Genomic DNA, 12619 nt, shown 5'->3' on the forward strand with positions numbered 1-12619 from the left:
GGGCGATGAAAAGAGGTCACGCGGCCTCGGCCAGGCACCGACGGATAATCTCGGCATAAGTCTCTGACCCTTGCGCACCGGTGACCAGGTACTTGCCACCGAACACCATCGACGGAACGCCAGAGATGCCGTGTCCGGACCAAAACCGCTGCCGTTCACGTACCGGTGCCACGTGATCGCCCGAGGCCAATGCGGTGCGGGCGGCGTCTGGATCGAGCCCGGCCGCTTGGGCAGCATCCAGCAGAACGTCGGTCTGCGACACATCGAGCTGGTTCGTAAAATACGCCTCGAACAACGCCATCTTCAAAGGATGCTGGCGGCCCTGAGTTTCTGCCCAATCCAAAAGTTGATGTGCAGCAAAGGTATTCACGATGCGACTGTCATCATCAAAGTTGAAGACAAATCCCAGCTCATCTCCGATCTGAGTGAGGCGGTCGCGCGCCTGTTGGCTCTGCTCGGCGGTCGAGCCATACTTCTCCATGATGTGCTCGCGCAGGTTCTGCCTTTCGGGCGGCATTTCAGGGTTCAGCTCGAACGGATGCCACCTGAGTTGGGCAAGCACACTCTCTTCGCGCAACGCCTGATCAAGCTGGCGAAAACCCACGATGCACCACGGGCAGACAACGTCCGAGACGATGTCGATCTGAATGACGGGACGGGGATCTTGCGCGCACATGATCGGGCTCCGGGAAGTGGCGACGGGTTCGGTCTGTGGTACAGATATAAACGGCGAAAGGGAATTCAAACGGACGTGTTTTTTGCCTCTTCACATCCTGAACGCCACCGTCTATACGCCCCTTTACCAAGTCATTGGCAGTGCGGTCGTGGCGGAATTGGTAGACGCGCAGCGTTGAGGTCGCTGTGGGGTAACTCCCGTGGAAGTTCGAGTCTTCTCGACCGCACCATCTTTCTGAAGTTGGCAAAACTCCCAGACAATTTCAGCTTTTTTGCACCGAATTCAGGCCGCCTGTCGACTGCCTTTGTTTATCCGGTTGAGACGGAACGAAAAAAACCGATAGCAGCTGCTAGCTTTCCAAATGATTGCAATGGGTGGAAAGCGGACTGTGCAAAGTTCGGTGGGCCAGTTCGGTTTGAACGAACTCGTGCTTTTGTTCCGCGTCTTGGTGCACTCTGTTCCGGAGAAATACAAAAGCCTTGATCAGACCAAATCCCAGCGGCAGCATTGACCTGCATGTTTCTAAGAATGGAGACAACGGATGCAGGACCCCTTCAGTTTCTTTCCGCGCAGCGTCTCGAAACGTCTGCGATGACACGCTCCTCACCTGAACTGCTGGCAGTTTCGAGGCGTTGGTATGAAGTGCTCAGAACCAAAAAAAACACCGAAGAATTGCGGGACTTTCTGTCGATAGCTGATGAATTGCGTTTCATCGGCACGGGCGAAGGTGAGTTTTGGCGTGGTCAAGCCGTTCGCGATGGGGTCAGCGGCTTTTTCGCGGAGATTCCGGCTCCTATCGTTTTCGAAGAAATTGAGGCGGAGGCGTTTGAAAACGGTGAAACGGGATGGTCATCCTTTGTTCATAAGATCCAGTTTGTCGGCTTCGACGAGCCAGTCTTTTATCGTACAGTCCTGATTTTTGTTTTGGAGGGCGCGGCGTGGAAGATCATCAATCGCCATGCTTCCGTGCCCACTCCGAATATTGAACTTGTGGGTAAAGAACAGCTGGCCATCCAAAAACTGGTCGATGCCGCACGTGAAGAGGGACCAGAGTTGATCCAAGCCGAAGGTTTAGCTTCGGTTCTTTTCACCGACGTAGAGGGCAGTACAACGTTGGCCGAAACTTTGGGAGATCAACGTTGGTCGGTATTGATTGAAAACCACTTCCAATTATTGACGTCTATAATTGAACGACATCATGGGCAGTTTGTGAAATCCTTAGGAGATGGAACGCTTTCAGTCTTTCCGTCGGCCAAAGAAGCACTTACAGCCGCCGTTAAAATTCAGAAGGCAGTTGCGTCAACACCCGAAGAGCCGGTTTTCGGTGTTCGGATTGGAATTCATACCGGCGACGTTGTGCAATCTCGCGGAGATTTTTTCGGTACCGTGGTTAACAAAGCTTCACGCATTACGATGATTGGAGGGGCAGGTGAGATACTCGTTTCAGATGTGACTCGCACTATGGTTCAAGGAATCCCCGATTTTTCATTTTTGGTCATAGAGCCAAGGCGGCTCAAAGGTCTCCACGGACACCACGTACTGTGTCGTCTAGAGTGGCAAAGTTGAGCGTCAGGATAGCAGTGCAAAAGGACAAATACGCCGTGTTCGACTGGTTCTCTTGCCGGCTGTTCTGGCGCGGCTAAGCAATTCCTGACGCGAAATGTTGCGCTTCTAGGGATTTGCAAATTTCACTCGCGAAGGTCAGCGGGGTTGCCTCAAGCCACTCGTATGAGGGGTAGCAAACGTCGACTGCGAGCCCACTTTGGCCAATGCTGCAAGGTGCCGGAAGCGGACGTTGCACGGGGTGTCGGTCGACCCACTGGCGACATTCGTTGACCTACTGTGATCCAACCAAACCGGAAATCCCTTCTTAACGGGATCGTTTTGTAACGCCCAAGCGACCTGGACCTGTTAGTTACTCGCTTCGTCTATCCCCACTACGCTAGGATTGGATTTCACCTCTTCCAACATTTTCAAAACTTCGGCTTTCCAGCCCGCTTTGATCTTCAAAGCCAATTGAGACGGTGGTCGGTGGTTCGGCTCAAGGATTGCATATTCGTACCTGAGCGGCTTTTTGAATGGTAGGAACGCAACCTTTCCATTGGACAGGTTCAGGGCGCGTTCGGTGGCAACGGTCAGTGGATCCACGATCGAATAGCACTGACCTGAACTCACAAAAGGTATCAAGGGCAGAAAGTACTGGCAGGTCACCGTTGGGTTATGGTTGGCGGCAACATCCTGAAACTCCTGCCGAATTTTACGCTGGAACGGGTGTGTGGCATGCAATCCCCCGATGGGCACCCCGTCGAGATCGGAAATGGATACGGTCTTGCTCGAAGCAAGCGGGCTGTCACGATCAACGGCGCAAAAACAATCTGCCTGTATCAGTTCCGCCGAGTATTGAGGCTCTTTTCCGGCTGATTGTTCAAAATCAGCAAAGCCGAAATCAATATTCTGCGTCCCGGCAAGTTCCATAATCTGAGGTGAGCTGCGCGTTGACAAAGTGATGTGTATCTCGGGGTTCTCGCCAACCGATTGGCTGATGAAGCGCGGGAACAAGAAGGCCGACGGCCCCGGCATTGTCGCGATATTCAGACTGCCGGTATGCCCTTTGATCAACCCTTCCATTGTGCTGGAAATCGTCGCAAGGCGGTCCAGAATACCTGTGGTTTCGGCCAACAGGTAATGCGCTTCGGGCACTGGGACCAATCGCCGTCCCTTACGCTCGAACAGGGTCAGGCCAAGGGTCTTTTCAAGGTTCTTCAATGCCAGGCTGATCGCAGGCTGTGTGCGGTTCAGTTTCTTGGCGGTCTGAGAGATAGAGCCTGTCTCCATCACCTCGCGAAAAACGGTCAGCTGCGTAAGGTTCATGGTCAATACATAAGGAAAAACTTCGTTTAGTGAAATATAACAAATTTGTATTTATGAAAATTGCCATTACGCTTGCAGGATCGAAATTCGGCCAAACCGAATCCGACCATCCAACAAGGGAGATGATGATGAAATTTGTGAAATGTTTGACCGGACTTGCCTTGGCAGGCGCGCTTGCCGCTCCGGCGTTGGCGCAAGATCCAACTTTTTTCCGCATCGGCACCGGTGGTGCTGGTGGAACCTACTTCCCCATAGGCGGTACCATCGCAAACGGAATCTCGGCCCCTCCGGGATCGCGCCCCTGCGAAGAGGGTGGCCAGTGTGGCGTTCCGGGTCTGATCGCCATCGCGCAATCCACCACCGCGTCCGTGTTCAACAACGCCGCCGTTCAAAATGGCGAGCTTGAGGCCGGTCTGGCCGCCGCTGACGTGACCCGCTCGATGTATCTGGGTGAGGGTAAGTTCGAAGGGAAGCCTCATCCCAACCTTCGCATCGTGGCAAACCTGTTCCCCGAAGACCTGCATCTGGTGCTGCCAGCCGGTCAGACGATTAACGACCTGAGCGATCTGGAAGGCAAGCGCGTCGGTATCGCGCAGGCTGGTTCCGGCACACAGGTCGCCGTTTTGCAGATGCTGGACGCCTGGGGCGTCAATCGCGACAACATGGACGAAGCCGAGCTGAACAACAGCCAGAGCGCCGAGCGTTTGGCCGACGGTCAGCTTGACGCCTATTTCTACGCCGCAGGCTGGCCAGTTGCGGCGATGGTGCAGCTGTCGTCAACCAAGGGCATGAACCTGCATTCCTTCACCGACGAGGATATGGCCAAGATCAACGAGATCATCCCGGCCTATATCCCCTCGACCATTCCCGGCGGTGTTTATGAAGGCATCGATGGTGAAACCAAGACCCCTGCAGTCAGCGCGATGCTGGTTGTGTCGTCGGAACTGTCTGACGAGCTGGTCTACGGCCTGACCAAGGCGCTGTGGAACGACAACACCCGCAAGCTGCTGGACAATGGCCACGCCAAGGGCAAGCAGATCACGGCTGAAACCGCTTTGGACGGTGTCGAAGCTTTGGGTGTGCCGCTGCACCCGGGTGCCGAGAAGTTCTATAAAGAAGCCGGCTTGCTTCAGTAATCTTAGCTTGCTGACACTTGTCGTCGGTGCCCCTCCGCGGGGCACCGCACTCTGGAATTATGCGAAATCGGGGGGCCATCATGTCCGAGACCCAGAAACTTGATGACCACGAACTGACGGCCGAGGAGTTGGCCGCTATCGAAGAACAGTTCGACGAAGGTGCCGCCGTCCGGCAGGTCACGCCCACCGCAGGCAAGGTGCTGCGCGTTGTTGCCCTGATCTTTGCGTTCTACGAATTCTTCACGGCCGGTTTTGGCCTGCCCGCCGACCATTGGCATATGGGCATCTATCTGGCGCTGTTGTTCATTTTGGTCTATGCGACAATTCCGATTATCGGTTCCAAAAATCTTTATGCGCTCAAGGTCAGCCGGTTCCGTATCGGCAACATCCCTCTATACGACTTGGTCTTTATGGCGCTGGGTATCGTTGCAGCGCTGTATGTCGGTGTTGCGTGGCGCGGCATTCCGTTTCTGGGGATCGAGGAACAGACGTTCCGAATGGGCAACCCGAACACCTATGACGTGGTTTTGGGCGTCGTCATCATCCTGCTGGTGCTGGACATTGCCCGCCGCACGTTGGGTTGGGTGCTGCCGCTGATCATCTGTGTGTTTATCTCATACGCCCTGTTGGGCCCGTATTTCCCCGGCTTGCTGCAGCATCCCGGCGTGAACTTCAAGACCTTCGTGTCGTCGATGTATTTCCCGCAGGAAGGCATCTATGGCGTCACCCTTTGGGTTGTTTCTACCATTGTGTTCCATTTCGTCCTGTTCGGCGTGATCGCGCAGCGCACGGGGTTGGGACAGCTTTTTATCGATAACGCCACGATTTTGGCGGGCCGCTATACCGGCGGGCCGGCAAAAGTGTCGGTGGTATCCTCGGCGTTCTTCGGCACGATCTCGGGCTCTTCAGTGGCTAACACCGTTTCGACAGGCGCGCTGACAATTCCCAACATGAAGCGCCTTGGATACCCCGGCCATTTTGCGGGCGGGGTCGAGGCCGCATCCTCGGCCGGAGGGCAGATCACGCCGCCGATCATGGGTGCAGCCGCCTTCATCATGGCCGAATTCCTCGAGGTGCCTTACACGACCATCGTGATTGCTGCGATCTTCCCGGCCATCCTGCACTATGTCGGCGTCTTTGCCGTTGTGCACCTGATGGCTCGTAAGCTGAACCTGCAAGGCTTGGCGAAAGAGCAACTGCCGCAGCTCAAGGCCGTCTGGGCCGAAGGTTGGGCCAACATCGTGCCTCTGATCGGCCTGCTGGTCGTGCTGTTTACAGGATATACGCCGTTCATGTCTGCCTTCTGTGGCATCTCCCTTGCGGTGATCGCGGGCATGTCGCGGATCAAACAGCCACCCACGCTGATCTATGCCGCGGCGTTCTTGGCCTTCGTGCTATGGAAATTCTCAGATGGCGGCTTCGACCTGACCATGACGGCGATCCTGTGCGGGTTGTCGGTGATCGCGACGCTGAACCCGCAGAAGCGGATCGAAGTGCCCGAGATGCTGCAAGCGGTCGAGCTGGGTGTGAAATACTCGCTGGCCGTAGGTGCAGCAGCGGCGGCTGTGGGCATCGTCGTCGGTGTTATCAACACAACCGGTATCGGTTTCCGCATCGGTTTTATGGTGACGCAAGGCGCGGGCAATCTGGCGGCGGACTTGTATAACATGATCTCTTTCGGCAGCTGGCAGTTGTTCGCGATGGAAGATCTGCAACTGTTCATCTCGCTGGTCTTCATTGCCATCGTTTGCATCCTGATGGGCGCAGGCATCCCGACCACCGCGCTTTATATCATGCTGGTCTCTGTCGCGCAGCCAGCGCTGGCGCAGCTGGGTGTCCCGCCGATCGCCAGCCACCTGTTCGTGCTGTACTACGGAGTGGTGTCCGAGATCACACCGCCGGTCTGTACTTCGGCCTATGCGGCAGCGGCCATTGCGAACTCCAACCCATTCCGAACAGGGTTGTCCGCCTTTACCCTTGGCTTAGGCAAGGTGATCGCGCCAATGGCCTTCGTGTACGCTCCGGTCCTTCTGTTCGTGTCCTCAACCGGGTTCAACCTGTGGGAGTTCACCTACACGGCGACCAGCTGTATCGCCGGGGTCATCGCTCTGTCTGCAGCCGTGGTCGGATACTGGCTAAAGCCGCTAAACTTGGTGTCGCGTATCCTGATGGTTATCGCTGGGGTAATCTTTGTTGCGCCCAGCCTGACGGCTGACCTGATAGCGCTTGCTGTCGCATCGCCGGTCATTGTCACCCAACTGATCGCGCGCAATCGCAGCCATTCCCCGGCCTGATGCGATGACAGAGCAAGTAACCATCATCGGCGCAGGGATCGTCGGTATCTGTTGCGCGCTGTCGCTTCAAGAACGGGGCATACCTGTCCGTCTAATCGACCGGAGCGACCCGGGACAGGAAACCTCGTTCGGCAATGCAGGGGTTGTGTCGCCCTGGTCGATCATTCCGCAGGCCGTTCCGGGCATTTGGAAAAAGCTGCCCCAGATGCTGCTGGACCCCAAAAGCGCGCTGTCGGTTCGGGCGTCCTTCTGGCCGAAGATGATCCCTTGGGGGCTGCGCTTTCTGGGAATGTCGGGCGAAAAGACGGTTCGCGAAGTTTCGGATGCGATGGAGATCTTGTGTCGCCCATCTATCGATTTGTACCGTCGGCATCTGCAAGGCACTGGGCACGAGAGCCTGATCATTGACAGTTACTATATTCACGCGTTCCGCAACCCGGACGACGCCAATCTGGATGGGCTGGGTTACCTGATCCGCCGGGAAAAAGGCGGTGATCTGGAGCGTGTCGATGGCGCTGAACTACGGCACATGGAACCTGCATTGTCCGAGGAGTTCAAGGCGGCGATCGTTATCAAAGGTCAGGCGCGCGCAACTTCTCCTGGGCGTTTGGGCGCTGTTCTGGCCGAAAAAGCACGCGCGCAAGGTGCCGAGTTTGTGCGGGCCGAAGTCACCAAACTGAGCTACGCCGGGGGTGACAATTGGCAGCTTGCGACACCGCAAGACACGTTGCACGCGAGTAATATTGTCCTCGCGGCCGGAGTGTGGTCCGCCGATCTTCTCAAACCCCTTGGACTGCCCGTGCCGCTGGTGGCCGAGCGGGGCTATCATGTTGAGTTCCCAAACCCTTCCGCTGTCTTGAACAACTCTGTCATGGATGTGGATGCAAAAGTCGTCGCAAGTTCGATGCAGGGTGGTCTGAGGGTTGCCGGAACGGCCGAATTCGGAAGCGTTGATGCCCCAGCCGACCCGCGAAAAGAAAAGATTCTGACCGATCAGGCCAAGTCTTTGGTGCCAGACCTGAATACGAATGAGGCACAATTCTGGATGGGTCGACGACCCTCGTTTCCCGACAGCCTGCCTGCGATTGGGGCACTCAATGGCAAAGACGGGCTTTTCGCCGCCTTCGGGCATTCTCACTACGGGCTCATGATGGCGCCAAAGACTGGTGAGCTTGTGGCGGATCTCGTGACGGACCGCAGCCCAAATATCAATCTGGCCCCATTCTCGCCGGCCAGATTCTAGATCTCCAGTTCAAAAGGACCTTAGCACCATGCCAATATACGAAGGCGGTCAGAACATCTGCGGGGCTTCAATCGGGGTTCTATGTCTTGAAAGCTATTTCCCCAAACCGCCGGGGCACATCAAGAATCCGTCCAGCCTTCCGTTTCCCGTTCTTTACGAAATGATCGACGGCATCACTGTTCCGACCCTGCTAAACAACCCAACGCCCGAGCTGCTGGCCCCCTTTGTCAAAGGCGCGCAACGGCTAGAGGCCGAGGGCGTTCGGGCCATCACGGGAAGCTGCGGATTTCTGGCTTTGTTTCAAAAGGAACTGGCGGCGGCTGTTTCCGTACCCGTCTTTGCTTCCAGCTTGATACAGGTTCCTCTGGCTTTTCACATGACAGGGGCAAATGCGCCTGTGGGCGTGCTGACCGCAGATGCATCTGCCCTGACACTGAAGCATTTCGAAGGTGTCGGAGCAGGTGGTATTCCCGTCGCTGTTCAAGGGTTGGAGTACACCAGCGAATTCGCCGAAGTGATCTTACGGAATACGCGAACCCGCATGGACACAGATTTGATCGAGGCTGAAGTGCTCGAGGCTGCTCGGCGACTGAGAGAAAAATCACCGGAGATACGGTCGTTGGTATTGGAGTGCACCGACTTGCCGCCATATGCCGCGCGACTTCAGCAAGAACTGCAACTTCCAGTCTTCGATTTGACGACGCTGGCGCAAATGGCGCATACCGTAGCGACGCGCGAAACCTATGCCGGGATCATGCCTTGGACATAAGGTTTCGGCAGTTTCACATGGGGCATGGGGGAGCTTAGTGTCCGTTGACCTTGCTATCCTGATGGTCGCCATAGGCCTTGGTGCTATGCTGCAAGTCGGCGTCGGCATCGGGTTTAGCATCCTTGCGGGTCCGCCGATGATGATACTGCTTGGGACTTCAACGGCTGTTCCAATTCTGCTGCTGTTGAATACCATCGTTTCAGCGGTCGCGACAGACCGGCAGGTGCTGAAGACCGACCGACAGACCATTCGCACGGCAATTATAGGATGCCTCACCGGAGTGGTCGCGGGCCTTGCCGTTTACCCCTGGCTGAGCGAGGCGTTTGTCCTTGCCTTGACGGCCAGTCTGTTGCTGATCGGGCTAGTGACAACCTTGCTACCCTTGCGCCGCTCAATTGGAACAGCAGGGTTTTCGACCGTTTCCGGCTTATCCGGGCTGGCGACTGTTTGGGCCGCGACGCCCGGCCCGCTAATGGTTTTTGGCTTGATTGCAAAAGGTCGCCCAGCCAAAGAGGTTGCCAAGTTGGTTCAACCCATTGCGCTTGTGGCGTACGGCGTCGCATTCCTGTTGCACAGCCTGTCCGACACACAGGCTTTTGCCTATAGCCCGCAGGTATGGGGCTTTGTAGCGCTCACACTGATCGGCAGCCTGTTGGGTCGTGCAGTTGGTCCCCATTTACCGCAGACCTTGGTCACAACTGCCATCCGCGTGGTTTCTCTGATAGCCTGCGGCGTTCTCTTTCATCGCGCATTTGCGACTGCATAAACTCGAAGGGCAGAGGATGACACAAGACAATAAACTGGACGGATTTCCTCGAGCCCAATTCATGTCAGGTCCAACCCCACTAGAGCGGTTGGACAGATTGTCTTCGGAATTGGGCATCGACCTCTGGCTGAAACGCGATGACCTGACCGGGCTTGGGTTCGGTGGTAACAAAACGCGGCAGCTTGAGTTCTACTTTGGCGATGCTCTTCAACAAGGTGCTGATACCATACTGATCACCGGCGCAGTTCAGTCCAACTTTGTTCGATCTGCTGCAGCCGCTTCTGCCAAGTTGGGTATGCAATCGGTGCTGCAACTGGAGGAACGTGTGCCAGAAATGGGCCAGGAGTATTACAGCTCAGGGAACGTGATGCTGGCAAAGATTTTGGGCGCCGAACACATGAGTTATCCCGAAGGCGAGGACGAAGCCGGGGCTGACGCCGCGTTGCACGCACGCGCCGACGAGCTAAAGGCTGAAGGGCGCACACCTTATGTCATTCATCTGGGATTGAACCATCCACCCCTGGGGGCCTTGGGCTATGTTTTCGCCGGTCAGGAGTTGTGCCAGCAGATGCCGGATTTCGATGCGGTCGTCGTTCCCTCAGGCAGCGGCGCAACGCATGGAGGCTTGTTGACCGGGCTAGCGCTGGCAGAGAACAGCTCTTCTGTGTACGGCGTCTGCGTGCGTCGGGATAGCGAAAAGCAAAAGGCCCGAATGGATACTGTCCTGCAGAAAGTAGCGGATTTGCTGGGCATCGACGCAGCGCCTTTGCGAGACAGGATCAATGTTCTGGATGACGCGCTCGCCCCCGGTTACGGCAAGGTAAGTGGAATGACCCGAGCGGCCTTGGAAAAGATGGCGCGCACCGAAGGAATATTCCTTGATCCCGTATACACCGCGAAAACCTTCGCGGGGTTGTTGCATCTGGTGAGTACAGGAGAAATTCAACCCGGTCAGAAAGTTGTGATGCTTCACACGGGTGGGTTGCCTGCACTCTTTGGCTACCAAAACGAGTTGGTCGACGACCTGACGTAAACCCACCCTTCAATTCACTAAATGGGATGACAAAAACATGACCATCACCCGGATCGAAACCGGCCAGCGTATGAGCCGTATCGTCAAGCACAACGGCGTTGCCTACCTGTGTGGCCAAACATCCGACGCGCCTACTGTTACCGAACAAACACGCGATATCCTGGCAAAGGTTGAAGATCTGTTGGCCAAAGCCGGGAGCGACAAGACTCGCATCCTGAAATGCGAAATCTGGCTGGCTGACATGACAGACTTTGCCGAGATGAACGCCGTTTGGGACGCCTGGGTGCCCGAAGGCCACGCCCCGGCCCGTGCCTGCGGAGAGTCCAAGCTTGCCCGCAGTGTTTTGAAGGTAGAAATGATTGTAACGGCAGCCTGTGACTAAATCGCTATCCGGGGAAACGAACAAGACTAATGAAGCGTTGTGAGAGTTACCCGAGATATCATCGGATCAAATCGAAATGGTGCGTATCGTCTCGCCACTTTGAAAGGTTACGTTTTTTCCAAACAAATTGCTGCGGTCTTCGAAACGAGAAGGCAGCGGGGAGGGGAGACGTATAGTGGTTGATCAGAAAATGCCTCTGACGGTCAATTGTTCATTCTCAACATTGCAGCGCAGCCGGGACGTGCGCCGAGAACGCGATACATAGGTTATTGGCTAAACAACACTCGAGCAGCGTTTTCAAAAAACCGCGTTCGGCCGGGATCTGCCGAACGCGTTCGCGGTGCTCAAATGGATAGGTAAGGTCGGAAATGGGCTTATTCGGCCCGCTAGATTCGACCGCTGAGAATGGCGAGAGAGACCCCATACTGCTTGGCGCTGCAGTGCGCACCAATGTCAGCTTTGAACAACAGGGTCAGCGAGCTAAGCAAGAAGAAAGCAATCCGAGATTTTTGATAGATCACGAACTGCATGAATATTTTGCGCGCGCAGATTACAGGAATTTCTATCTTTAACCGGAGATCCAAATTTGCCCTGCTCGTGGATCATTCTGCAGCCATGAACTCAATGAGTTTTCGAATGCGCGCCGGTAACAAACGTTTGCTTGGGTACACGGCGCACATATCCCGGTTCGCCGGAGCCGCATCAACCAGTGATATTTTGCATAGCCCGTCGCCAATCATTTCCTGAGGCAACAGGGTAATTCCCATGTTTCTATTTGCGGCATCCGCCAGCAGGTCCAGTGTGTCGAACTCGTGAACGACATTCCTTGACTTCACGGTGCCACTTTCAAGCAGCCAGCTTTGTCGGGAAACGAGGGAGGGGAGGTCCAGGAGGCGGTCCAGTGTCAATGGGCCGGATATCTTGTGTCGCTCCACAAAGGCCTCTCCGGCACAGAAATTGTATTTTAGCTTCCACAGCTTTCGCGCGACGAGGTTGGAATCCTTTAGTGGACCGACACGAAAGGCCAAGTCGATATTGTCGCGGAAAAAATCCAGAAAATAGTTTGTCGCGGTAACGTCCAAGCGAATGTCTGGGTTTAGTTCAACAAAATCCAACAGACGGGATCCGATCCGATCTTGCACAGCCATCGGAGGCGCAGTTAGCCGGATGATCTGCCCGGGGGCGTCCGCTGCAAAACCCGCAACGTTCTGAAGCGCTTCAACAGGATCCTGAACCCTGTCCAGCAAATGGCGGCCCTCTTCGGTTAAACGGACTTGACGTGTGGTGCGCTCAAACAGCTTTACCCCTAACTGTTCTTCCAGCTCTGCCACCCGTCTGCTGACACGAGACAGCGGAATGTCCAGCTGCTCGGCGGCTTTGGAAAAGTTCAGATGCCGGGCCACAGTCGTGAACAGTACGATGTCGTTATAGATCATTATCCTGCCTGTA

11 protein-coding genes and 1 tRNA gene are annotated in these 12619 nt (G+C 55.6%); 9 read left to right on the forward strand and 3 right to left on the reverse strand.

The annotated features are described in order from the left end of the window. Window positions 1-16: 16 nt before the first annotated feature. Window positions 17-676, reverse strand: a complete 660-nt coding sequence (locus tag ACR0MV_RS00410; protein WP_480700573.1) for a DsbA family oxidoreductase — start codon at window positions 674-676, stop codon at window positions 17-19. Between the two features lie 142 nt (window positions 677-818). Between ACR0MV_RS00410 and ACR0MV_RS00415 the strand changes: the two genes are divergently transcribed. Together ACR0MV_RS00415 and ACR0MV_RS00420 are read left to right on the forward strand one after the other, a co-directional pair. Beyond that, a tRNA-Leu gene (locus ACR0MV_RS00415) sits at window positions 819-905 on the forward strand. A gap of 299 nt (window positions 906-1204) precedes the next feature. Continuing rightward, window positions 1205-2242, forward strand: a complete 1038-nt coding sequence (locus ACR0MV_RS00420) for an adenylate/guanylate cyclase domain-containing protein (protein WP_480700575.1) — start codon at window positions 1205-1207, stop codon at window positions 2240-2242. Window positions 2243-2587: 345 nt separating this feature from the next. Here the strand turns inward: ACR0MV_RS00420 and ACR0MV_RS00425 are convergent, their stop codons facing one another. Then, on the reverse strand, window positions 2588-3547 hold the full coding sequence (locus ACR0MV_RS00425; protein WP_170421798.1) for a LysR family transcriptional regulator: 960 nt from the start codon (window positions 3545-3547) through the stop codon (window positions 2588-2590). Window positions 3548-3675: 128 nt separating this feature from the next. Here ACR0MV_RS00425 and ACR0MV_RS00430 point away from each other — a divergent pair, with 128 nt between their 5' ends. The 7 genes from ACR0MV_RS00430 (at window position 3676) to ACR0MV_RS00460 (ending at window position 11170) form a co-directional block, all read left to right on the forward strand. Beyond that, window positions 3676-4683 (forward strand): TAXI family TRAP transporter solute-binding subunit, encoded by a 1008-nt coding sequence (locus ACR0MV_RS00430; protein ID WP_170421795.1) that lies wholly within the window; start codon window positions 3676-3678, stop codon window positions 4681-4683. A gap of 80 nt (window positions 4684-4763) precedes the next feature. After that, on the forward strand, window positions 4764-6977 hold the full coding sequence (locus ACR0MV_RS00435) for a TRAP transporter permease (protein WP_480700577.1): 2214 nt from the start codon (window positions 4764-4766) through the stop codon (window positions 6975-6977). A gap of 4 nt (window positions 6978-6981) precedes the next feature. After that, on the forward strand, window positions 6982-8220 hold the full coding sequence (locus tag ACR0MV_RS00440; RefSeq protein ID WP_480700579.1) for an NAD(P)/FAD-dependent oxidoreductase: 1239 nt from the start codon (window positions 6982-6984) through the stop codon (window positions 8218-8220). Window positions 8221-8248: 28 nt separating this feature from the next. Next, window positions 8249-8989, forward strand: coding sequence for an aspartate/glutamate racemase family protein (locus tag ACR0MV_RS00445; protein ID WP_480700581.1), 741 nt, complete (start codon window positions 8249-8251; stop codon window positions 8987-8989). A 37-nt stretch (window positions 8990-9026) separates the two neighbouring features. Beyond that, window positions 9027-9755, forward strand: coding sequence for a TSUP family transporter (locus tag ACR0MV_RS00450; RefSeq protein ID WP_480700583.1), 729 nt, complete (start codon window positions 9027-9029; stop codon window positions 9753-9755). A gap of 61 nt (window positions 9756-9816) precedes the next feature. Next, window positions 9817-10788, forward strand: coding sequence for a D-cysteine desulfhydrase family protein (locus ACR0MV_RS00455; protein ID WP_480700585.1), 972 nt, complete (start codon window positions 9817-9819; stop codon window positions 10786-10788). A 37-nt stretch (window positions 10789-10825) separates the two neighbouring features. After that, complete coding sequence (locus ACR0MV_RS00460; RefSeq protein WP_170421776.1) at window positions 10826-11170, forward strand: RidA family protein; 345 nt, start codon at window positions 10826-10828, stop codon at window positions 11168-11170. 602 nt (window positions 11171-11772) lie between these two features. Here the strand turns inward: ACR0MV_RS00460 and ACR0MV_RS00465 are convergent. Further along, on the reverse strand, window positions 11773-12606 hold the full coding sequence (locus tag ACR0MV_RS00465; RefSeq protein WP_170421773.1) for a LysR family transcriptional regulator: 834 nt from the start codon (window positions 12604-12606) through the stop codon (window positions 11773-11775). Window positions 12607-12619: the final 13 nt, after the last annotated feature.

Source organism: Ruegeria sp. BC3, from assembly GCF_056539265.1.

What these genes read in the sequence shown, in the direction of transcription:
- ACR0MV_RS00435 (WP_480700577.1), top strand. Translation starts at nt 4,764, where the DNA reads ATGTCCGAGACCCAGAAACTTGATGACCACGAACTGACGGCCGAGGAG.
- ACR0MV_RS00425 (WP_170421798.1), bottom strand. Translation starts at nt 3,547, where the DNA reads ATGAACCTTACGCAGCTGACCGTTTTTCGCGAGGTGATGGAGACAGGC.
- ACR0MV_RS00445 (WP_480700581.1), top strand. Translation starts at nt 8,249, where the DNA reads ATGCCAATATACGAAGGCGGTCAGAACATCTGCGGGGCTTCAATCGGG.
- ACR0MV_RS00440 (WP_480700579.1), top strand. Translation starts at nt 6,982, where the DNA reads ATGACAGAGCAAGTAACCATCATCGGCGCAGGGATCGTCGGTATCTGT.
- ACR0MV_RS00455 (WP_480700585.1), top strand. Translation starts at nt 9,817, where the DNA reads ATGTCAGGTCCAACCCCACTAGAGCGGTTGGACAGATTGTCTTCGGAA.
- ACR0MV_RS00420 (WP_480700575.1), top strand. Translation starts at nt 1,205, where the DNA reads ATGGAGACAACGGATGCAGGACCCCTTCAGTTTCTTTCCGCGCAGCGT.
- ACR0MV_RS00460 (WP_170421776.1), top strand. Translation starts at nt 10,826, where the DNA reads ATGACCATCACCCGGATCGAAACCGGCCAGCGTATGAGCCGTATCGTC.
- ACR0MV_RS00465 (WP_170421773.1), bottom strand. Translation starts at nt 12,606, where the DNA reads ATGATCTATAACGACATCGTACTGTTCACGACTGTGGCCCGGCATCTG.
- ACR0MV_RS00430 (WP_170421795.1), top strand. Translation starts at nt 3,676, where the DNA reads ATGAAATTTGTGAAATGTTTGACCGGACTTGCCTTGGCAGGCGCGCTT.
- ACR0MV_RS00410 (WP_480700573.1), bottom strand. Translation starts at nt 676, where the DNA reads ATGTGCGCGCAAGATCCCCGTCCCGTCATTCAGATCGACATCGTCTCG.